Origin of the sequence: Campylobacter sp. 2018MI13, assembly GCF_018501135.1 — a bacterium.
Classification (GTDB): Bacteria; Campylobacterota; Campylobacteria; order Campylobacterales; family Campylobacteraceae; genus Campylobacter_E.
Map to the genome: position 1 here is coordinate 1 of NZ_JAHCZC010000023.1, position 22001 is coordinate 22001.

Consider the following 22001-nt stretch of genomic DNA (forward strand, 5'->3'; position numbering starts at 1 on the left):
TTAGTTTCCAAATCACATCAGTACTAAAAAAATAAATATCACTTATTTTATTACTCAAAAATGTAAGCATAGAAAAATAATTCAAAGCGATTATATATGCACTTAAAACAAAATTAAATAAAATTGGATTTATCTTTAACATTTACTACCTTTTTGTATAGTTTTTATCATTATAAATAACTTAATTTAAGGAATAGTTTTGAGATTAATTTCGTGGAATGTAAATGGTTTAAGAGCAATTTGTGATAAAGATGGGTTTTCGTTTTTAGAAAAATACCCTACTGATTTTTTAGGTATTCAAGAAATAAAAGCAACACCTGATAAATTTCCAAAAGATATAAACAATTTAGGCTTTAAAGATATTAAATCAAATTCAGCAAAAAGAGCTGGATATTCTGGTGTTATGAGCTTTTTAAATTTTGAATGCGAGAGTAGATTTGCCCAATTTTTTCCTGATGATGAAGGAAGAGTTTTAGAACATAGTTTTAAAGATATTGTTTTGTTTAATATATATTTTCCAAACGGACAAAGCGGTGATGAAAGATTAGATTATAAAATGAAATTCTATGATGATTTTTTAGAATATTTAAAAAAATTATTATTAGAAGGTAAAAAAATCATAATTTGTGGAGATGTAAATACAGCGCACCGCCCAATAGATTTAACTCACCCAAAAGCTAATGAAAAAACAAGTGGATTTTTACCAATTGAGCGTGAGTGGATTGATAGATTGCTTGATGCTGGATTTGTTGATACATTTAGATATATAAATGGAGATATTCCTGAAAAATATTCGTGGTGGAGCTATCGTGCAGCTGCTAGAAATAGAAATGTTGGTTGGAGAATCGATTATTTTTTCATATCAAATAATCTTACCCCTTATTTAAAAGACGCCTTTATATTAAGCGATGTAATGGGCTCTGATCATTGTCCTGTTGGTATTGATATTGAAATCTAAAATAAATGAGTTTTTAAATTCTAACAATATTTGCGTAGTTTCTACAAACGAGCCTTATTCGGCTACTTTGTTTTATAAATTTGATGAGATTAATGAAGCATTGCTTTTTATCTCATCGCCTACTTCAAGGCATATTAAATTAGATGAATTATTAAGTGCAGCAATTTATACAAACAATCCAATTAAAGGTGTTCAAATAATAGGAAAATTATTATTAGCAAATGAAACCCAAAAAAGGCTTTATTTAAATACATATAAAGCTGCTAATTTTGCACTAAATCACAAAATTTATGCGTTAAAGCTCAAATATTTAAAATACACAGATAATACCCTAATGCTACCTAAAAAAACGGAGATTTTTTATGAATGAATTTATACTTGATATAAGTGCTACTTTATTTTTTAGTTTTTTACTAATTTATTTTGTAATTAAAAGGATAAAAAAATGAAAGCATTAATTATTTGCGATAGTTTTAAAGGCTCTCTTAGTTCAAAACAAGCAAACGACGCTATCAAAAAATCTTGCGATAAATTAAATATAAACTCAATTCAACTAGCTATTTCTGATGGTGGAGAAGGTTTTTTAGAAAGTATAAATGATAAAATCAATGCTACAAAAATCTATTTAAACTTAAAAAATGCTTATGGTATTAGAGATTATAATGGTTATTATCTTTTAAAAGAAAATAAAGCATATTTTGAAATGGCAGAATTTGCAGGATTAATCGCTCTTAATGAAAATGAAAAAAATCCTTGCAAAACTAGCACAATTTCACTAGGTATTGCCATAAAAGACGCTATTAATAATGGTGCAAATGAGTTTATAATAGGCATTGGTGGCTCGGCTACAAATGATTCTGGAATAGGAATGCTAAGTGCATTAGGATACGAGTTTTTAGATGAATTTGAAAATATTTTAAAACCTATCGGAGAAAATCTAATAAAAATTGCAAAAATAAATGATAAAAATGTATTAAAAGAGCTTAAAAACTGCAGCTTCAAAATAGCTTGTGATGTGAAAAATCCACTATATGGAGAAAATGGTGCAGCGTATGTCTATGCAAGGCAAAAAGGTGCAAATGATGATGAAATTAAAATGCTTGATTTGGGTTTAAAAAATTTTGCAAAAGTTTGTAAAAAATATTTAACTAAAGATTATTCACAATTTCAAGGTTGTGGTGCTGCTGGTGGGCTTGGATTTGGCTTTAAAGCATTTTTAAATGCAGAATTTGAAAGTGGATTTTCATATATTAAAAACCTTTTAAATCTTGAAGAATTGATTAAAAACTCTGATTTAATAATAACAGGAGAAGGTGCTTTTGATAATCAAAGTTTGATGGGAAAAGTAATCGGAGAAATTAATCAAATTTGTAAAATTTATGATAAAAAATTAATAATATTTTGTGGTTTAAATAATAGTGATTTTAAAAATTGCTTTTCTTTAACAAAAGCATTTTCTAATAAAACAAAAAATGAATTAATGCAAAATAGCATTGCCTATCAATGCTTAAATGAGCTTTCGTTTAATGTATTGCAAACTTTTCTTGCTAAAAAATAATTTTTAACAAGGAGATATTATGCTTAAAAAAATTATAACTCACGAGCTTTTTGCTCCAATTTTATTGATTTTTATGACTATACTTGCTTTAGCTCTTAAAAATTCAAATCTAAACACTTATTATGAACTCATTACTAATTATAAAGCAGGTGTGATTTTTGGAGATTTAAACCTTATAAAACCACTTACTTTATGGGTAAATGATGGGCTTATGGCTATATTTTTCTTTTGGGTTGGACTAGAAGTTAAAAAAGAAATCCTAATAGGAGAATTAAGCAATATAAAAGCTGCTAGTTTGCCACTAATTGCAGCACTTGGCGGAGTAATTGTCCCTGCTATAATTTATAGTTTAATTAATATAAACGATAGCTTTGCTATACAAGGCTTTGCAATACCGACTGCAACTGATATTGCTTTTGCTTTAGGAGTTTTATTATTACTTGGAAATAAAATTCCAAAATCTTTAACAATATTTTTACTAAGCCTTGCAATATTTGATGATGTTGCTGCAATTATTATAATCGCTTTGTTTTATACAAATGAGCTAAGTATTTTAAGTCTTAGCCTTGCTACTTGTGGTTTAGCTATTTTGCTATTATTAAATTATTTGCATATTTGTATAAAAAGCCTTTATGTGATTATCGGTGCATTTATTTGGGTTTGCGTTCTTAAAAGTGGAGTTCATGCGACTTTAGCTGGTATGGCGTGTGCGTTTTTTATACCATTAAATACTAAAGATAATAAAGAATTTTTAGAACACATAATGCACGATTTAACACCTTATATAAATTATTTTATATTGCCTTTATTTGCTTTATTTAATGCTGGAGTGTTGATTAATGGTCTTAATTTAAATGATTTTAATGCAGTATTTTTTGGAGTATTTTTAGGTCTATTTTTAGGCAAACAATTAGGTGTATTTAGCTTTTGCTTAATTGCTAGTAAATTTGGCTTTAAATTACCATCAAATAAAGTTCAATTATACGGGGTTTGCATACTAACAGGTATTGGTTTTACTATGAGCTTTTTTATAAACACTCTTGTATTTGAAAATAATCCTGAATTATTTAATAGCGCAAAATTAGCAATACTTAGTGCTTCTTTTGTATCAGCTGTATTAGGCTATATTTGGCTAAGATTTATAAGCAAATAATCATATTAACTCCTATAAAAAGGAGTTAATTTAAATTCTATTGTATTTATAATAAGCAGCACAAGCACCTTCACTACTTACCATACAACTTCCTATTGGATTATTAGGCGTGCATAAATTACCAAAAACTTTGCAATCAGTTGGCTTTGCAAGTCCTTTTAAAATCTTAGGGCATAGACAGGCTTTGTTTTCTGCTTTTGTATTTGTTTTTATATCAAATACTTTTTTTGCGTTTATATAATCATATTCATCTTTTAGCTCCAAACCGCCATTACTAATAACGCCTAAGCCACGGAATTCAAAATCATCACGCCTAAAGTATTTTTCAATTAATTCTTTAGCTTTTTCATTACCATTTTTACTAACTAATCTTGAATATTCATTATAAACATTATGAGTTTTATTCTTAAATTGTAAGCTTAAATTTAATAGTGAGTGCATTAAATCAACAGGCTCAAAACCACTTATAGCAAATGGTTTTTTATAAGTATTAGCCATATTTAAATACGCGCTTTCTCCTATTATCACACTTACATGCGATGGGGCTAAAAAGCCATCAATATTACAATCTTTATCATTTAATAAGGCTTCAACAGGCTCAGGAACTCTTACATGATTTATATGAAAAAATACATTTTTAAGCCCCATTTCAAGCACTTTTTCAATCAAAACCGCACTCATAGGAGTAGTAGTTTCAAAACCTATTGCAAAAAATATAATCTTTTTATCTTTATTTTCATTTGCAATTTTTAATACTTCTAGTGGACTATAAAGCGCTCTAATATCCTTGCCTTGCGCTCTTAATTTTTCTAAACTCGTATTACTAGCAGGAACTTTAATCAAATCAGCAAGCGTGCAAAAAATAGCACCTTCCATACTTGCTAAAAAAATAGCTTCATCAAGCCTGCTTTTTGGCATTACACAAACAGGACAACCTGGCCCATGGATGAAGTTAATATTAGGTAAAAGAGAAGGGATTGAGTATTTTATAAGCGAATGTGTATGTCCACCACAAATTTCCATTACATTATAAACCCTATCAAGCTTAACATTATTAATTAGTTTTTTTAAATTATTAATAATATTTGCGTCTTTATATTCTTTTATGTAATTCATAAAAACCTACTTTCAATCTCTTCGCTACCTATTTCATCTGCAATTTGCTTATATAATTCTAAACTTTCTTTAGCAGCTGCTTCATCAATTTTTTGCATAGCAAAACCAACATGAATTAATACAAAATCCCCCACATTAACCTGCTCAGGTATCAAATCAAGGCTAACCCCGCGCTTAATCCCTAAAGTATCAACCTGTGCAAAATTATTTTCATCAACACTTAAAACTTTTGATGGTATAGATAAACACATATTAACTCCTTAAAGATTTAAAATATTCACAAAGTTCGGCAATTCCTTCGCCTGTAGTGCTACTTACACAAAAGATTTTTACATTTGGATTTAATTTTTTTGCTTCTTGTGTGATAGTTTCTAGGCTAAAATCAAAATATTTTGCTATATCCATTTTAGTTAAAACTATCACATCAGCTCTTTTAAACATAACAGGATATTTTGCTACTTTATCACTTCCTTCAGGACTTGATAAAAGCACAACATTTAAATTCTCGCCCAATTTATATGATGCAGGGCATACTAAGTTGCCTATATTTTCTATTACACAAAACTCTGAATTACTAATATCAAGATTTTTTAGAGCTAAATCTATCATTTTTGCGTCTAAATGGCAGCTTTGACCTGTGCTTATTTGATATGCTTTAGCACCTGCTTTGATAATCCTATCAGCGTCCTTATTAGTCTCTAAATCCCCTTCAATTACGCATAATTTTAATAAATTATTTTTTATAATATACTCAAGTAGAGTGGTTTTACCACTACCAGGAGAGCTCATAAAATTAAGGCAATATAAATTAGATTTTTTAAAAAACTCTTGATTGATTTTTGCTTGATTTTCGTTTTCAGCCATAATTTTTGCTTTTGCTTCAATGATTACTTTCATTACCTACTCCTTAAATTTTTCACATTTTACTAAGTAAAAGTATTTACAATGGCAACAAAAATCATTTTATAAATAATAGACCAAATTCTAAGTAAAAAATTTAATACTAATATTTAAATTAATTAAAACTTAATTTTTAAAATTAATTTAAATATTTAACTTTTAAATATAAAATTTATCAATTTTTTTTTAATTAAAGGATAAAAAATGGATATTCTTATGAATTTACCTAATTCTTTACAATTTGCTATACAACTAGCTATTGTATGTATTTGCCTATTTTATGGCTCAAAAAAAGGTGGAATTACTCTTGGAATGTTAGGCGGCGTTGGGCTTATTGTGATGATTTTTGGCTTTGGTGTAAAACCAGGAAAACCAGCAATTGATGTTATGCTAACTATTTTAGCAGTTGTTGTGGCTAGTGCGACACTTCAAACTAGTGGTGGTCTTGATGTAATGCTTCAAATAGCTGAAAAAATTCTTAGAAAAAATCCAAAATATATTAGTATTTTAGCTCCAATTACAACTTGTACTTTAACCGTTCTTTGTGGCACAGGGCATGTTGTTTATACAATTTTACCTATTGTATATGACATAGCTATTAAAAACAATATTAGACCTGAAAGACCGATGGCAGCAAGTAGTGTTTCAGCACAACTTGGAATAATTGCTAGCCCAGTATCAGTGGCTGTAGTAACTCTAACAGCATTTATTATTAATAGTAATCATCACTTAGCAGGATTTGATGGATATTTGGACTTACTTAAAATTACAATACCATCAACTTATTTAGGAGTGCTTTGCGTTGGAATATTTAGCTGGTTTAGGGGTAAAGATTTAGATAAAGATAGTGAATTTCAAGAAAAAATTAAAGATGAAGAATTTAAAAAATATGTTTATGGTGGTGGGTGCAAATCATTAATAGGTGAAAAATTACCTAATAGTGCTTGGTTATCAATGTGGATATTTTTAGGCGCTATTGCCTTAGTTGCTATTTTAGGATATTTTTCAAATCTACGACCTGCATTTAACACAAAAGTTGATTCAGCAAGTATTTTAATCGTAGATAATAATGCTAAAACAATGAAAGAAATACCTATTAAGAATTCAAATCTCATAATTACTTATAATGAATTAAATAAAACTATTAAAGATGGTAAAGTAAAAAGTACGAAAGAAAATATAAAAGCAATTAGCATTGATAATAATCTACAAATAACACAAGAAAATAACTATGTAATTATTAATAATGAAAAATTTGAAAATGCAAAAATTATTTTTAGCGATAAAAAAGAACAAGCAAAACCTTTAGGAATGGTTGAAGTAATTCAAATTTTTATGCTTTTGGCAGGTTCATTAATAATAATCTTTACAAAAACTAATGCAAATAATATTTCAAAAAGTGAGATATTTAAATCTGGAATGGTTGCTCTTGTGGCTGTATTTGGAATCTCTTGGATGGCTGATAGTATGGTTGCAACACATACTCAAATGATAAAAGATAGCTTAGGAAATATATTAAGCGAATATCCTTGGACTTACGCAATAGTTTTAATAATAATTTCTAAATTAGTAAATTCTCAAGCAGCCGCACTTGTAGCGTTTGTGCCACTAGCTTTAAATATAGGAGTTAATCCAGCTGTTATTTTAGCATTCGCACCAGCTTGTTATGGCTATTTTATTTTGCCAACATATCCAAGTGATTTAGCAGCTATTCAATTTGATAGAAGTGGAACAACTCGTATAGGAAGATTTGTAATAAATCATAGTTTTATTATTCCTGGTTTTATAGGTGTTATTACTTCAAGTATTTTTGGATATTTTCTTGCGAGTTTTTATGGTTATTTATAAATTTTGCCCTATTTTAGGGCAAAATTAAGATTTTAATTTTGCCAATATTTAACTAGAATTTAAAATATTATTTTCCAATAAAACTATAATTTAAAACCTAGAAACTATAATCTCAATTATCTTATCATCTTCTAATTCAAGCCTAATACTAACACTTTTGCCCAAAAGTATTTTAGTAAAATAAAAATATTCATTTTTCATTTTAAATTCTAACTGGCTTAAAGTCTTTTGTATCTCATTATAGCTTTTGCCTTTTATATCATTATTTATATCATCTAATACACTTTTATCAAGCACAAGGCAAACTCTTTCAAGGTTACTACACTTTAAATTTGATTTTAAAATCCTTGTTATAAGCTCATTGGGTTGTTTTAAAAAATCATCATAATACCACCAAGCACAAAGTATAGCCAAAGTTAAAGCTAAGTATTTTTTAAAATAAACATTATAGTTTTTTCTAGCAGTATATAAATATACAAAGCCAAATATCGCAAATGGCACGAGATTTTTAAGAGTATCAATGCTCTTATAAACGCTTTTATCATAAAAACAAAAATTATAAATAATCTTAGCAAGGCAAACACACGATATAAAAAGCGAAATATGTCTTAAAAGTAAATAAAACTTATCTTGCAAGATTATCTTACTATCTAAATCATCTTGAGATAACAAAAGATAAATCCTAGAAAAAAGAAAAGCAAATATAAAGCAAGGAATATAACTAAAATCTCCTATATAAAATGGTATAAAAAACAAAAACCAAGCTAGATAAAAAAGCGTATTTTTAAAAACCACATTAGCTTTTGCTAAAAAACCTTTTAAAGCCATTTTGTTATCCTTAAAAGCAAAAATATTTAAATTTAAAAATCACTAAAAATAAAATTGAAATTCCTAATTTAAATTCCTTTTAAAATATCTTGAAAATACATTAAATTTTAACGGAATTTAAAATCGGAATTTCAATATTTTTTATCCTTTAATATCCTAATTATTCAGCCTTTTTATCCAAAAAATTATCAATATTTTTTGTAATATACATAAGAACATATAAAACTATCATTATAAGAATTGTTCCAGTAATTAGTGCGAATTGCTCCATTTGAAGCACAGAAAATAATACTGCATAAACACCGCCTAAAAATAGTAGCATTCCAAAGCCAAATTTTTTGCTATTTGTAAGAGCTTTTATATAAAGTGCGTTTGGTATTACGACCATTAATGTAGCGATAATATAGGCAAGTTCAAAACTAAAATATTCTGACATTGAAAGCAAAACCAAATAAAACAAAGTTAGCGAAAATCCAACAACTCCGTATTGGATATAATGAGTTGGTTTTTTGCCTAAAATTTCAAAAACATAAACCACAAATAAGCTAAGCATTATAAATAATATGCCGTATTTAGCAGCTCTTATTACTTGTCTATAATGAGTAATTCCTTCGTATAGATTAATACCGATTAGATTATCATTTAGATAATGATTTGAATTATTTATAGCTTTTTGATAATTCATAGTAAATGGCATAATTTCATATTTTGCATTAAAGCCGTTATTATCAAGATTTTTGCTAACAGGCAATGTCCCATAAAAACTAGGCTTGCTTTCTTTTGAATTAATATCTAAGGTATTCTTTTGCGCTAAAGGAAGTATCTCTATACCTTTTGAGCCCCTTAATGTGAAAGAAATTTCAAAAGGTGTATTATTTTTCAACATATTTTTATTAATTAGTGATGAAATTCCATATCTTAAATGAGAATTTTTACTATTTGTCCCTGCATTTGGTTTTAAATCAATGCTATTTAGTTTAAAAGTTGAGATATTTACTAATGATTTTGCATCTAATAAACCTAAAGATAAATAAATTTCATCAAAGTCTTGCGGTAATTTTTCATCTAAATCAGCAAAATTACCACCAATGCTAATATTTGCGTTATAAACACTAGCTTTATATATTCCTTTTTGTCTAACCTCATCTAAAATATCAATTTTTACATCAATTTGGCTTGGGATTATGATTTTTTCGTAAGGAACTTTTTGCGTAATCGTATTGCCTTCTTCATCTTTTATATTTTGTTCTTTAGTGCCATTTATTACTAGAAAAATCCCGTGTATTGTTTGCTTTTGACCCCATTCATTACCTAGAGTATCAACCATATTTTCATAAGTATCATTTCTCTCATTTATTATTCCGTTTATAAAAAACAATGGTATTTGAAGTAATATTGCAAGTAAAAATATAAAACCTACTTTTTTAGTTATTGAATTAGATGGTATTTTGATCATTTTATTTCCTTTTAATTTTTAAAATATTTATCATATACAAAATAAGCTTAAATTACAAATACCAAACGCAATTCCTATTTTAAATTCCACTGCAAATAATTAAAATTTATATTTATTAAAATCACTAAACGATTTTTCGTTTATTATATTTTTCCACAAAGCTTAAATACCTAGCTTTTTTAAAAGTTCGTTTGATTTTGCTAGGTTTTTGCTAAGTGAGTTTAGGATTTCATCTACGCTTCTTAGCTCTTTTTCTTCTTTTATATTTGGATTTTTTGCACTTAAATCATAGTTTTTAAGAGCTAGTTCGCTTTTACTTACAAGCCATGAATTTTCAGTGATTTTACGCTCCTTAACACAAGCTAAAAAATCCTTAAAATGCTCATACTCTAAAGGCTTGTTTTTAGTGAGTTTATAAGGTGGCACTAGCTCATAATAATACACCCCATCACTATCATTTAAAAACCTTTTACCAAGTGAGAAAAACAGCACATTAGTCTTTACAGCACTATAAGGCAAAAACACCCCGCTAGGTAGGCTTAAAACGCACTCCAAATTATACTCATTTACCAAATCTTGCTTTACGCTCGTAAAGGCGTTTGAGTTTTGAAACAGCACTCCTTCAGGCACTACCACAGCACATCTGCCGTTTATCTTAAGGCTTTTTAGGATATGTTGCAAAAATAGTAACTCAGTGGCGTTTGATTTTACTAAAAAGTTGTTTTGGATTTGCTCTTTTTCTTTACCACCAAATGGTGGATTTGCTAGGATTATTTCATATCTATCATCTTCGCTTATATCGGTGATTTTTTTATTTAGGGTGTTTGTTTTGATGATATTTGGAGATTTTATGCCGTGCAAAATCATATTCATCACACCCATCGCATAGCTTAGTGGGGTCTTTTCTTTGCCGTGCAAGGCGTCATTTTGCATAAAATCTATCTCATCATTGCTAAGGCTTGTTTTATCTCTCATCACATGCAAAAAGCTCTCACACAAAAACCCACAGCTACCACTTGCAGGGTCATACACACGCTCATTTGCCTTTGGGTCTATCACTTCTACGATAGCTTTTATAAGTGGTCTTGGGGTATAAAACTCCCCACTATTTCCCCCATCACTCCCCATATCTTTTAGCAGTTTTTCATACACTAGGCTTAATGCAAACGCATCATCATCTTTGCTAAAGCTACATTCATCAATGATATTTATGATATCTCTTAGCGTGTGTCCGCTGCTTATTCTGTTGTCAATATTTTCAAAAATACCGCCGATTTTATACTCAATGCTTTTAAAATCATCGTTATTTTTAAAGCTTTTTAGATAGACAAAAAGCTCATTATTTACAAAATTAGTCAAATCATCGCCACTTAGGGCGTTTTTGATATCTAGTGTGCCATCTTCTTTTTTAGGTGCTGCCCAGCTACTCCAAGCAAATTTGCTTTCCAGTATGCTTACATACTCTTTATCATCATAAAACGCCTTTTCTTCAAGCTCTTTTTCATAATCATCTAAGAATTTTAAAAATAGTATCCAGCTAATTTGCTCCGTATAATGCATAGCCCCACTTATGCCATCATCACGCCTTAAAATATCTGTTATTTGGTCTATTTTGTTTTGCATTTTTGTCCTTTTAGCTTTTTTGCCACTTCTTTATCAAAATCAGAGATATATTCTCTATCTTGCCTAACTCTAAATTTATTAAACTCATCTTTAGCAAAATCATCGGCTATTTTTTTACTTATTTTGCCAAAATCTTTTAAAATTTCTCTTTCATTAAATTCTAAAAAACTATCAAGTTTATTTTTCCAATCTTGCATAGTCATTACTTGATTATTTTTCGCTCTATCTTCAGCATAATCAAGATACATTGTAACTAGCCTATTTAATTTGCCTAACTCCTCTTGTGTTAGATAGTTTTTAGCAACTACTACATCGCTTAGTAAAATTTTACCATTTGGAGCATTTTTCCAACTTGTAAGCCCCATATGTGGCATATTAGCATTTGCTCTAGCTTTGATTAGCTCAGCTGCTGTATGCTGATGTATAGCATAATGTAATTTGTTTTGAACTTGTGCAAAAAAATCTTTTGTTATCTTGTCATCTTTATTGTAATCAATTGAAGTAGCATAAATATCTGTGATTTTTTGATAAAACATACGCTCACTAGCCCTAATTTCTCTAATCTCTTCTAGCAATTCATCAAAATAATTCTGCGTTAAAACCCCGCCATTTTTTAAACGTTCTTTATCTAAAACATAGCCTTTTATACTAAATTCTTTAAGAACTTGTGTCGCCCACTTTCTAAATTGCGTAGCCTTGCTAGAATTTATTCTATATCCAACGCTTATAATCGCATCAAGATTATAAAAAGGCATAGTTCTTTTAACTCCTCTTGAGCCTTCTTTTTGAACCACCGAGAAATCCTCGGTGGTTGAAAATCTATCTAGCTCACCATCATTATAAATGTTTTTTAAATGTAGATTTATATTATCATTAGAACATTCAAAAAGCTTCGCCATTAATGATACGCTAAGCCAAATATTCTCATCTTTATATACAACATCTAAAAAATCAGCTTGATTTTCTAAGCTAAAACTTAAAAACTCAATGGTCATATTTTTTTGCATTTTTGTCCTTTTATATCTTTTTGATATGTTAAAATTTTTTGAATTTTTTAACATATTAGGCTTTTATGTTAAAAATTACGAGATTTTTTAACATATCAAGCTTAGAATTTATTTCGTGTATTTTTGGCTCAAATGTCACTTGTTTGAAATTATAAACAAACGAAATTCCTAATTCAAATTCCATTTCCAAACAAACGAAATTTAAGCTAAATTACGGATTTAAATTCCACTTACAAGCCACCCTTAAAGGCTAAGTCTAGTAAGCTTTCTTTTAACTCTTCATAATCTTTTAGCCTTTTTATATAAAGCTCTTTTAGTTCTTTTATAGTCTTTGCTTTGCTCTCTAGCTCTTTTGTGATACACTCTTGCTCTTTTAATGGTGGCAATGGGATTTGGATATTAAATATATCCTTATCCGATACTGCTGGATATTGTGCTCCTTTAATAAATCTAGCTACAAAATCCGTTACATAATCACTAAGCAAAAAATAAAAAATATATTTTTTGACATCTTTTTTAGCTCTTATAATACAAAAACCCGTAGAAGCTATGGGGTTATAATATTCTTGATTAACCATAGCTATATTTTTAAGATTTGGTCTAGTGGTGGCATATAAAATATCTCCAAATTTTACTTGCCTTTTAGCTCTGCTTGGAGCTTGTGTGTTATTGATTTTCTTGTAATCTAAAATCATAAAATTTTTATTATCTATTGATGAAATATCTATGTAAGAAATATCATCGTTAAAATCTTTGAGATTTGCATTTTTTATTTTTTCGCAAATATCCCCAAGTTTTTCCCATTTCCAAGTGGGTGGGAGCATGTAGGTGTCATTGTCTAGCTTTGATTTTAGAGGGTTAAAGCTATCATTTAGGATACTTTGCCACAACTCATCAAGGTTTAGCAAATCAACTTTAGCTAGCCTTATACTCTCATCAATACTTGCAAATTTTTCATCAAATATCTTTACGATTTTCCTTTGCTCTTCAAGTGATGGCAACGGGATTTGAAAATCTTCTAAATCTTTAAATCTTAGATTGTTAATATTAGACCCTTTTGAAACCCCTTGAATATATTTGTGATATTCAAAACTTTTCAAATAATATGATAAAAAATAAGGATTTAAGCTTTCATCTGTTGCCCTAAAAACTCCACAAAAAGCACCAAAAGAAAAGTCATTTAAATCTTTTAATATAATGTTTTTACCTACGATATGCTTACTACCACTGCTCATAGCAAATAAAATATCATTATCTTGAATAATTTTATTTTCTGCTAATTCTTTAGGGACTATTTGAAGTTCATCTAAATTTAATTGGCTTTGAATGTTGTTAGCTCTTAATAAAAATACAGAATTTTCATCTTTTTCGTTAAGCAGTTGTTCCTTTTTATATGAAACTCCCCTTATAAATATACCCAAATCTTTAAGCTTTTTAACTTCCCAACCATCCGGTAATTTTATCATTTTAGTTTCCAAATCACATCAGTACTAAAAAAATCAATATCACTTAAGCAATTTTCTCTTGTTGGGTTAATATAAATATTTTTTACAAACCATTCTTTTATTGTTTTACTCATTCTAATTTTATTGAACACATCGTTTGTTTTAATATTACATAATTTTGATGCCAAACAAACAGGACTTCCTATCCAAATTTCTTTATTCATACCCCTTTTGCCTGCTTTTTTTACATATACAGTCCCACAATCTATACCTATTCTAATATTCATATTAAGTTTTACATTAAATAGCGTATTTATTGTAATAGCTGCATAAATACCTTTTTTTCGTGAATCATCACCATCAAACAATGCAAAACCCCCATCTCCTTGTATATCAATATATTTAGGGTCGTGTTCTTCAAATATTCTTACAAATGCCCTTATATATGGCATTTGATTATTTATAGCTTCTTCAATATTATTCATAGACATTTTCGTTGAGTTTTCCATATCTATAAATACACAAGTAACATTATTTATTTCATCAACTTTATTTGTTTCTAACGTAATTTTGCTTAAATTGATGGTATCACTCTTTATATATTTAATATCCTGCTTATTGTTAAACTCTTCATATAGTTCATCTATAAATTTATTGTAATCCATGTTGTCCCTCCTTAAAATATTTTAAATATATTGCCAAAATTAAATATGTTTAATGTAAGAAAAGAAATAAATAAAAATGTGATATATCTAAAAGCACTTTGAAAACATTTATGCTTATTAAGTGTAATCAATGATAAAACACAAATCTGATTTAATAAATCTTGAATATATTTATCATTTTGAATTTGCTCTTTTTTTTCATCTTCAAAGTCTTTAGTAATAATTTCCGTTAGTTCTTTGCTATCTATCTTTGCCAAATCGCCAAAAAAATATAAGTTGCATGATTTATCTTGATTATCTTGTTTTTTCCTAAAATAATCCAACACATATGTAATAAAATCAGGTCTTACTTCTTCATTGCTTAAATTTGGTTTAAAAGATGACAATATAAAAGCAGCAGAAATAGCTAAAACAAATAGTGCAAATAATATAATATAATAAAAAGAAGCATTTGAATTACTATTTTGTAAAGTTCTAAAACATACTACTATTAATGCTACTACAAATGCTAATAAAATATTATTTTTAGTTTCTGCAAATTTTAACTGCTCAAAGATATGCTTATGAATATCTAAAACTCTTGAATAAACTTCTTTATGTTCCATTTTGTTCTCCTTAAAAAATAAATTAAATAAACATTATACCCTAAAAAGCTCTTCTTGGAGCTTTTCAAAACTTGCCTTTAGCTGTTCTTTTGAGCCAAAGCCTTGTGCGATTTTGTCCTTATCTAGCGTGCTATTTGTTAGCAAGGTGCCAAGCCCTGCGTCAAATTCTTTTATGCCAAATCTTTCGTATTTATCAAGCAAGAAATTCATAAAAGCCATAGCATTATCATCTTTGATATCTTTTATAAACTCCGTATTTTTAAGGCTTTGCACTCTGTCCTTTCTGCTCTTTTTAAACGCCCCAAAACTAAGATAAGCAAACACATCATACAAATCACAATCATCAGCATTTAGTATATGCTTTAGCTCTTCTAAGTCTTCATCACTTATGCCATTTGCTTCTAAAGTCTTTAAAAACTCAAGCCTAGTTTTTTTCTCACTCCAAATTTGCCTTAGCATTTGCTCGTTCGCTACTACTGCTCTAACCTTACCTAGCACTGCTTCTAAAAACTCTTTTGTATTTAGTGGAATATCATCGTTTAGGATGTATTTTGTCTCTACCTTTTCTAGTCTTGGGTATTTGCCAAGATATACCACTGGTTTATCTTTGCTAGGCTTTTTTATGATTTCTTTTGGTTCTTTTTCTTCTTTGCTCTTTGGCTTTAGCTTGATAGGCTCATCACTCATCATCTCGCCGTCCCACTCGCTATCATAAAAAAGCTCGGTTGAGTTAGTAAAATCAATTATCGTGAAAAAATCCTTGCCTTTATAAACTCTAGTTCCTCTGCCTATGATTTGTTTAAACTCTACCATAGATGCGATATTTGAAAGCAAAACTATATTTCTAACATTTCTAGCATCTACTCCTGTGGTTAGCATTTTTGAGCTTGTGAGTATCACTGGGTAGGCTTTGTCGTTGTCTTGAAAAAGGCTTAGATAATCAAGCCCAATTTTACCTTCATCGCTAGTAACCCTTACACAATAATCATTGTGATTTACGCTTTTGTGTTTATCAATGTAGTGTCTTATTTCACTTGCGTGCTGTTGATTGGCACAAAAGATGATGGTCTTATCCATAGGATCTTCCATATTTTCTAAGATTAGCCTTGCTACTAGGTCGTTGTAGGCTGGTATGCTTATGTTTTTTTCAAACTCGCTAAATTTATAGCGGGGTTTTTCTAGCTCTCCTTTTACTATATCGCCAGTGCTGTAAATATAGCCATCGCTTAGGCTTGTGCTTAGCTTTTTTACCTTATACGGGGTCAAAAATCCATCGTTTATGCCGTCTTTTAGGCTGTATTTATAGATACTTTCGCCAAAGTATTTATAAGTATCTATATTAATATCTGCTTTTGGTGTGGCTGTTAAACCTAACTGGGTGGCACTTTCAAAATATTTTAAAATCTCTTGCCATGAGCCATTTTCGTTCGCTCCGCCCCTATGGCACTCATCAATGATTATAAGATCAAAAAAGTCTTTTGGAAATTTAGTGTAAAACTCATTGTAATTTTTGTCTTCACTTGCTAGGCTTTGATATATTCCAAAATACACATTTGCACTTTTTATCATTCCGTCTTTTTGGCTTGATTCTAGGCTAACGCAGTCATTTTCTATAGGGTTAAACTCTCCTAAGGCTTGATTTCTTAGGCTTATTCTATCGCATAGAAAAAGGATTTTTGGCTTTCTTGGGGCGTTGTCTTTATTCCACCCAGCGTTAAGTAGTCTTGTAACTATCGCAAAGGCTATGGTGGTCTTGCCTGTGCCTGTGGCTAGGGTTAAAAGCATTCTTGATTTGTTTTGCAAAATGCCTTTTATCACGCTATCAACGGCTATTTTTTGATAGTATCTTAACTGTTTGTTTTCTACTACTAGCTCTTTTTGGCTTAGAAGTTTTTGCTTTGCTAAGTCGCCAAAAGTTTTTTGATATAGCTCATCTGGAGTTGGAAACTCATCTATAAATTCGCCCTTTGAAGCTCTCATATCATACTCATAAAGCTCACGCCCATTTGTTGAATATACATAGCGAATATTTAGGATTTTTGCATATTCTTTGCCTTGCTGTAAGCCGTCTTGGCAGTCTTTACCTATCCTTTTTGCTTCTATTATTGCTAGGTTGTTGTTTTTGTGATGAAGTAAATAATCAGCGAATTTTCTAGCCCCACGCTTACCGCCGATTAGTATCCTACCATCAGTAAAATAATACTCTTTCCTAATGTTTTCCTTAAGCCACCCAGCGTTTTCTAGCTTTATATCAATGTATTTTGCTCTAGTTTCGTTTTCTAACATTTAAATCCGCCAATAATTTATGAAATTTATTAGAAATATATATAAAATTATTAAAAATTACAAATATTAAAATAATTTTTATATTAATAATCTTTTAATAAATGTAATAAATTACTTATAAAACTTTGTTCTTTGCTTTTTAATTCTAATATTGGACTTTCATCTTCTTTGATACTATCTAAATTAATCCCTAAAATAGCCATTTTGCTATCTTTACCAGTTACTTGCTCCATAGCCACATCATCAGTATTAGGAGATAAAAATATCCCCAAAGGTGCATTAAACCTATACATATAAGCACTCATTTGATACAAGTCTTCTCTACTTATAGCACCATCCACACAAGATATTTGACCAAAACAAGAATAATTTTTATATTTTGCATCTAGCACAGCTACGAGCTTACTATCTTTATAGATAAAAAAATCAGGTCTAAGCTCTCTTTTATTATCATTAAAAAGATAATTTTTACTAGCAAAATTACCATTAACAACCTTAAAACCTTGCAAATTTTTACTCATTAGCTTATATAAATACCCTTCCCAAACTTCGCTTAAATCCAAAAAATATCCAAAACCATTTGAATTATCAAAACTTGATTTTGAGCCTTGATTTTTGATGATTAGCTCGCTTAGGGATACTACCTTTTGATAAGCTTTATTTAGTGGGGTATAGTGTATGCTTTTTAGTTCATCTAATCTCACATCATCACCAACTTTAAAATCTCTTAACATTTGAATGTGTGATGAAACACTATTTAACATATTACTAAAACCCAACCTTAAAAGATGATTGTATGCCTTTAAAATAGCTCTATTTATAGGTGTATTATAAGTTTGTTTTGAGTAATAACAATAAAATCTATTAGCATTTACAAGGTTGTGTTTTATATGATTTGATATATCTAGGCTACCTTTAAAATACTTTTGATTTTTCTTTATTCTTTCGTAGTTTTTAGGGATGTTTGATTTGTTTAAGGCGTATTCAAGCGATCCAACCCAAAGCATACATAAAAGCCAGTGATTATGCCTTGAATGTGCTGAACCTGTAACGCTTTTAGGCAGATAAAGCCCTAAAGCGTATGAGTAAAGATAATCCCTAATAGTATCTCCAAAGCGTGGGGAGATTGTGATATTTATAGTGCCTTTTGAATAAAAGCCTACATAATAAGAAGTTTTTAAAATGATATTATTTTCATCAATATAATCAAAATCAATTATATTAACGTCATCTTTTTTATAAGCGTTCGTGCTTATATTTATAAAATCTAGCTTATTATCTTTTAGCTCTTTTATGGCTTGCATGGTTAAACGTGTGTTTGCTTGAGTGTTGAAAAAATACCTATACTCAGCGCAATCGTCTAACTCTATACTTTTAATCTCTCCTTGCTTGTTTATATTATTAATTTCTATCATTCTTCATCTAACTTTTTAACAAAATGTTTTTTTATCTCATTTATACTCTTTTTAACATTGCCATCATCATAGCTTAATCCTAGATATTCCATCAAAAGTGGCTCAATATGATAAACCCAAAGCTTTTCTAAGTGTTGTGGGTTTATGACAAACTCATCTTTATCCATAAAATTTTTTATTTTCATAAAATACGCATGACCGATTTTATAATAATCTTGAGTATTTTCTAATTTTATACCTTTTAAGCCTTCTGTATTGATTTCTTGTTTTAATCTTTCATCGTTTGTTAAAATGTAGTTTAATTCTTTACATCTTTTGATATATCCATTGATGTTAGTTTTTATATCTTGATTGTTATTTATTTCTTGAGAATTATTTTCTTTTGTGATATCAGGAATAATACCAGCTATCACATCATAATCCACACCCACTTCATAAAAACCAAATCTTCTTCTAAGTGCTAGATCAAATGTAGCCAAGCTTTTATCCACATTATTCATAGTGCCTATGATATAGACATTGCTAGGTATACAAAACTCATCAAAATTAGCCACACTTACACTCTCATCACGATATTCAAGAGCATAAAGCAACTCCCCAAATACTTCACTAAGATTAGCCCTATTTATCTCATCTATTATAAAAATAAAATCTGTGTTTCCATTCGCTTTCGCACAATCGCAAAACTTCTTAAATATCCCATGATTTAGCGTATAAGATAAGCTACCATTATCATCTACATTTGGAGCTATACCGCCTATAAAATCTTGATAAGAATAATTTGGGTGAAACTGCACTATATCCCAAACAATATTTTTACTTGGTTCTTCATCTTCTTTTTTAAATCTATAAGGTTTGATAAATTCTTTAATATCATCTTTGTCTGTTTTATTTTCATCATCTATCCAATCATATACCACTTTTTTAGCTGAATAAGTCTTACCTGTCCCTGGTACTCCATAAAGTATGATTTGTTTATGGGTTTCAAGTAAATCTGAAATATTTTTCATATCGGTTTCTCCTATACATAAAAGAGATATGATTTTTGAAAGCTTTTGTAAATTTTCTGTAGTTTTATTTGCACCTTTTCCAAAAATTTTTTCATAAATTTTATTACTCACGCTTTGCCAAATTTTCGGGAAACTATCAAAATGACAATCGGTGATAATTTCAGCATATTTTTCTAACTCAAAATTACTAAATTCTTCTTTATTAATATCTTTTTTATTATCTTTATATTTTAATCCGCACTCTAATTTTTTGAAGTTTTCATCTTTTGATAACTCTTTAAAAATCTCTTGCATAAAATCAGATTTTAAAAAGTTTCTAAAAGCATCTAGACTTATAAGATGAATTACCTTATCAACATTCGCCCACATCCACATAAACTTATACGGAAAGCGAAAATTCAAAATATCTTGCTGTGCATCATAGTCTTTTTTTACATCTTCAGAAATTTTTATATCTGTTTTTGTTATTCTGTTTGGAAAACATAAAACTATATTTGGTTGGTTGTTCTTTGTATTTTCATTTGTTTTACTACAATAATTTTTTATAAAATCAACAAATTCTATAAACAAAGTATTATCAGAGAAATGAGAATTGATCCAAGCGCAAGTCCCTTGAGAGTATGTAGAACCTTCAAAATCATATTCTTTTTGTTTATTACTTAAAATTCTATATTCATTTATAACTTTTGGATTTTCTGTAAAATCAAAACCACCCATAATGCTAAGTAAATGCGTGATAAAATTGTCTTGTTTTATATAATTTTTATCGTTTTTTATACTTTGCGGTAAAGACCCTTGTAGTTTTTCATTCTGCTCTTTAATACCATAAAACCTAGTATCATTAATAAAAATTCTAGCCAAGTCTCTATTATCATTATCATCATCTATAAGCTTTTTAACATTATTATTTGAATTACTATAAAGTTTTTTTACCTTATCAATAATTGCTGGTTTGTCAAAATTATTGTTTTTATCAGTAATAATTTCAAAAACTTCCTTTACACTATCAAATCTTTTATTAATAGCTTGCTTGCTATTTTCTAGTTTCTTATAATTATCATCATTTAAATAAAATTTTAAAGTATTTTCATCTATATACATTTTTTCTCCTTAATTGTTTTATGGCTACAAGAATATTAGCATTTCATAAGTCTTGTAATTTCTATTTTAAATTCTTAATCAAAATATCAAAATTTAATCCTAATTGTTTTTACCTTACCATCAAATTTATAATCATCTGGGTTTAGTGCTTCAACCCTTTTTAACTCTTCACAAGATATATCAAGTCCTTTTTCACAAGCTATTTCATAATATCTTTTAAGTGTTTTGATATTACCTTCAAAATCAAATTGTAAAAATTGCTCTAAAGATTTAGCTTTTTGCATACAAACATTAACATTAATTTCACAAGCTTTTAAACTATATTCATCATATTTTCCATTATTTTTACTAGCGTTTAATTCAGCGTATCTTAAACAAGCTTTTTCATTTTTGTTTTCACATAGTTTTAATAAAATTTCTTGATTTTTTGTGCCTTCATTAAAAGCTTTTTCACAATTATTATTTTGTAAGCATTCAGTTTCTGCTAACGCTAAATTATTGTTTTTTAATTTTATATATTCAAGCTCAACACAAGCATTATAATTTCCCGCATTGCACGATTTTTCAACATATTTAACATTATCTACCATTTTTTGCTCAACCAATAAATCGCAAGCTTTTATATAATCTATTTCGCAAGCCATAGATAAACTTTCTTCTATTATAGTATTAGAAAGATGTCTTTGAGCATATATAAAATCAATGCAAACTTTTGGAAAATCCATATATAACTTATCTCTTAATTCCTTAGCTTGATATTGATGAGCAACTCTTGTAATATCATAAAAATATTCAGCACAAGTTTTTTTATAATTAAACTCTTCAACATTTTGACAAAAATCAATAGGTGAAGGACTACTTTTTATCACTTTATAGCAAGCATTTAAATCATTATTTTTACATTCATAATCATCATCTGCATAACAACAAAACAAGTACAAAAATAAAATTAAAATCTTTTTCATAATTCCTCCTTATAAATATCTTTTAGATAATTAATTGATAATTCTTTACATAAATCATTATC

At 28.7% G+C, this 22001-nt stretch carries 19 protein-coding genes; 5 read left to right on the forward strand and 14 right to left on the reverse strand.

The window, feature by feature from the left end:
* Nucleotides 1-199 precede the first annotated feature (199 nt).
* The 4 genes from KJQ99_RS03650 to nhaA all read left to right on the forward strand — a co-directional run bounded on the left by KJQ99_RS03650 (nucleotide 200) and on the right by nhaA (nucleotide 3669).
* Nucleotides 200-958, forward strand: coding sequence for an exodeoxyribonuclease III (locus KJQ99_RS03650; RefSeq protein ID WP_214117957.1), 759 nt, complete (start codon nucleotides 200-202; stop codon nucleotides 956-958).
* Nucleotides 948-1328 carry a hypothetical protein gene (locus tag KJQ99_RS03655; protein WP_214150058.1) on the forward strand — a complete coding sequence of 127 codons (381 nt, stop codon included), beginning with the start codon at nucleotides 948-950 and terminating at the stop codon, nucleotides 1326-1328. Before KJQ99_RS03650 ends, KJQ99_RS03655 begins: the two co-directional genes overlap by 11 nt.
* 75 nt (nucleotides 1329-1403) lie before the next feature.
* The gene (locus tag KJQ99_RS03660; RefSeq protein ID WP_214150059.1) at nucleotides 1404-2516 is read left to right on the forward strand and encodes a glycerate kinase family protein; all 1113 of its coding nucleotides are present in this window, start codon (nucleotides 1404-1406) and stop codon (nucleotides 2514-2516) included.
* A 19-nt stretch (nucleotides 2517-2535) separates the two neighbouring features.
* Nucleotides 2536-3669, forward strand: a complete 1134-nt coding sequence (gene nhaA / locus KJQ99_RS03665; protein WP_214150060.1) for a Na+/H+ antiporter NhaA — start codon at nucleotides 2536-2538, stop codon at nucleotides 3667-3669.
* 30 nt (nucleotides 3670-3699) lie between these two features.
* Here nhaA and hypD read toward each other — a convergent pair whose 3' ends face one another.
* The 3 genes from hypD to hypB are packed head-to-tail and all read right to left on the reverse strand — an operon-like array spanning nucleotide 3700 to nucleotide 5682.
* Entirely contained in the window at nucleotides 3700-4785 is a 1086-nt protein-coding gene (gene hypD, locus KJQ99_RS03670; protein WP_214150061.1) for a hydrogenase formation protein HypD, read from the reverse strand.
* Nucleotides 4782-5036: a HypC/HybG/HupF family hydrogenase formation chaperone gene (locus tag KJQ99_RS03675; protein ID WP_214117952.1), complete on the reverse strand. Its 255-nt coding sequence runs from the start codon at nucleotides 5034-5036 to the stop codon at nucleotides 4782-4784. Before KJQ99_RS03675 ends, hypD begins: the two co-directional genes overlap by 4 nt.
* Before the next feature lies 1 nt (nucleotide 5037).
* A complete protein-coding gene (hypB, locus tag KJQ99_RS03680) occupies nucleotides 5038-5682 on the reverse strand; it encodes a hydrogenase nickel incorporation protein HypB (protein WP_214117951.1) in 645 nt (214 codons plus the stop codon).
* Nucleotides 5683-5889: 207 nt separating this feature from the next.
* Here hypB and KJQ99_RS03685 point away from each other — a divergent pair, with 207 nt between their 5' ends.
* Nucleotides 5890-7533 (forward strand): anaerobic C4-dicarboxylate transporter, encoded by a 1644-nt coding sequence (locus KJQ99_RS03685; RefSeq protein ID WP_214150062.1) that lies wholly within the window; start codon nucleotides 5890-5892, stop codon nucleotides 7531-7533.
* 90 nt (nucleotides 7534-7623) lie between these two features.
* On the opposite strand, the gene KJQ99_RS03690 is transcribed toward KJQ99_RS03685, so the two are convergent.
* The 11 genes from KJQ99_RS03690 to KJQ99_RS03740 all read right to left on the reverse strand — a co-directional run bounded on the left by KJQ99_RS03690 (nucleotide 7624) and on the right by KJQ99_RS03740 (nucleotide 21939).
* On the reverse strand, nucleotides 7624-8361 hold the full coding sequence (locus KJQ99_RS03690; RefSeq protein ID WP_214150063.1) for a hypothetical protein: 738 nt from the start codon (nucleotides 8359-8361) through the stop codon (nucleotides 7624-7626).
* Between the two features lie 160 nt (nucleotides 8362-8521).
* On the reverse strand, nucleotides 8522-9817 hold the full coding sequence (gene creD, locus KJQ99_RS03695; protein WP_214150064.1) for a cell envelope integrity protein CreD: 1296 nt from the start codon (nucleotides 9815-9817) through the stop codon (nucleotides 8522-8524).
* 162 nt (nucleotides 9818-9979) lie between these two features.
* Entirely contained in the window at nucleotides 9980-11440 is a 1461-nt protein-coding gene (locus KJQ99_RS03700; RefSeq protein WP_214150065.1) for a type I restriction-modification system subunit M, read from the reverse strand.
* Nucleotides 11425-12447 carry a virulence RhuM family protein gene (locus tag KJQ99_RS03705; RefSeq protein ID WP_214150066.1) on the reverse strand — a complete coding sequence of 341 codons (1023 nt, stop codon included), beginning with the start codon at nucleotides 12445-12447 and terminating at the stop codon, nucleotides 11425-11427. Before KJQ99_RS03705 ends, KJQ99_RS03700 begins: the two co-directional genes overlap by 16 nt.
* Before the next feature lie 230 nt (nucleotides 12448-12677).
* Nucleotides 12678-13913: a restriction endonuclease subunit S gene (locus KJQ99_RS03710; RefSeq protein ID WP_214150067.1), complete on the reverse strand. Its 1236-nt coding sequence runs from the start codon at nucleotides 13911-13913 to the stop codon at nucleotides 12678-12680.
* The gene (locus tag KJQ99_RS03715; RefSeq protein ID WP_214150068.1) at nucleotides 13910-14557 is read right to left on the reverse strand and encodes an adenylate/guanylate cyclase domain-containing protein; all 648 of its coding nucleotides are present in this window, start codon (nucleotides 14555-14557) and stop codon (nucleotides 13910-13912) included. Before KJQ99_RS03715 ends, KJQ99_RS03710 begins: the two co-directional genes overlap by 4 nt.
* 11 nt (nucleotides 14558-14568) lie before the next feature.
* Nucleotides 14569-15162: a Pycsar system effector family protein gene (locus KJQ99_RS03720; protein ID WP_214150069.1), complete on the reverse strand. Its 594-nt coding sequence runs from the start codon at nucleotides 15160-15162 to the stop codon at nucleotides 14569-14571.
* A gap of 33 nt (nucleotides 15163-15195) precedes the next feature.
* A complete protein-coding gene (gene hsdR, locus KJQ99_RS03725; protein WP_214150070.1) occupies nucleotides 15196-17448 on the reverse strand; it encodes an EcoAI/FtnUII family type I restriction enzme subunit R in 2253 nt (750 codons plus the stop codon).
* An 83-nt stretch (nucleotides 17449-17531) separates the two neighbouring features.
* Nucleotides 17532-18863 (reverse strand): McrC family protein, encoded by a 1332-nt coding sequence (locus KJQ99_RS03730; protein ID WP_214150071.1) that lies wholly within the window; start codon nucleotides 18861-18863, stop codon nucleotides 17532-17534.
* Entirely contained in the window at nucleotides 18860-20974 is a 2115-nt protein-coding gene (locus KJQ99_RS03735; protein ID WP_214150072.1) for an McrB family protein, read from the reverse strand. Before KJQ99_RS03735 ends, KJQ99_RS03730 begins: the two co-directional genes overlap by 4 nt.
* An 86-nt stretch (nucleotides 20975-21060) precedes the next feature.
* Nucleotides 21061-21939, reverse strand: a complete 879-nt coding sequence (locus KJQ99_RS03740; protein WP_214150073.1) for a hypothetical protein — start codon at nucleotides 21937-21939, stop codon at nucleotides 21061-21063.
* Nucleotides 21940-22001 lie beyond the last annotated feature (62 nt).

Bases quoted from the DNA above. Each gene is read 5' to 3' on its own strand.
- KJQ99_RS03660 (WP_214150059.1), top strand. From the start codon at position 1,404: ATGAAAGCATTAATTATTTGCGATAGTTTTAAAGGCTCTCTTAGTTCA.
- nhaA (WP_214150060.1), top strand. From the start codon at position 2,536: ATGCTTAAAAAAATTATAACTCACGAGCTTTTTGCTCCAATTTTATTG.
- hypD (WP_214150061.1), bottom strand. From the start codon at position 4,785: ATGAATTACATAAAAGAATATAAAGACGCAAATATTATTAATAATTTA.
- KJQ99_RS03675 (WP_214117952.1), bottom strand. From the start codon at position 5,036: ATGTGTTTATCTATACCATCAAAAGTTTTAAGTGTTGATGAAAATAAT.
- hypB (WP_214117951.1), bottom strand. From the start codon at position 5,682: ATGAAAGTAATCATTGAAGCAAAAGCAAAAATTATGGCTGAAAACGAA.
- KJQ99_RS03685 (WP_214150062.1), top strand. From the start codon at position 5,890: ATGGATATTCTTATGAATTTACCTAATTCTTTACAATTTGCTATACAA.
- KJQ99_RS03690 (WP_214150063.1), bottom strand. From the start codon at position 8,361: ATGGCTTTAAAAGGTTTTTTAGCAAAAGCTAATGTGGTTTTTAAAAAT.
- creD (WP_214150064.1), bottom strand. From the start codon at position 9,817: ATGATCAAAATACCATCTAATTCAATAACTAAAAAAGTAGGTTTTATA.
- KJQ99_RS03700 (WP_214150065.1), bottom strand. From the start codon at position 11,440: ATGCAAAACAAAATAGACCAAATAACAGATATTTTAAGGCGTGATGAT.
- KJQ99_RS03705 (WP_214150066.1), bottom strand. From the start codon at position 12,447: ATGCAAAAAAATATGACCATTGAGTTTTTAAGTTTTAGCTTAGAAAAT.
- KJQ99_RS03710 (WP_214150067.1), bottom strand. From the start codon at position 13,913: ATGATAAAATTACCGGATGGTTGGGAAGTTAAAAAGCTTAAAGATTTG.
- KJQ99_RS03715 (WP_214150068.1), bottom strand. From the start codon at position 14,557: ATGGATTACAATAAATTTATAGATGAACTATATGAAGAGTTTAACAAT.
- KJQ99_RS03720 (WP_214150069.1), bottom strand. From the start codon at position 15,162: ATGGAACATAAAGAAGTTTATTCAAGAGTTTTAGATATTCATAAGCAT.
- hsdR (WP_214150070.1), bottom strand. From the start codon at position 17,448: ATGTTAGAAAACGAAACTAGAGCAAAATACATTGATATAAAGCTAGAA.
- KJQ99_RS03730 (WP_214150071.1), bottom strand. From the start codon at position 18,863: ATGATAGAAATTAATAATATAAACAAGCAAGGAGAGATTAAAAGTATA.
- KJQ99_RS03735 (WP_214150072.1), bottom strand. From the start codon at position 20,974: ATGTATATAGATGAAAATACTTTAAAATTTTATTTAAATGATGATAAT.
- KJQ99_RS03740 (WP_214150073.1), bottom strand. From the start codon at position 21,939: ATGAAAAAGATTTTAATTTTATTTTTGTACTTGTTTTGTTGTTATGCA.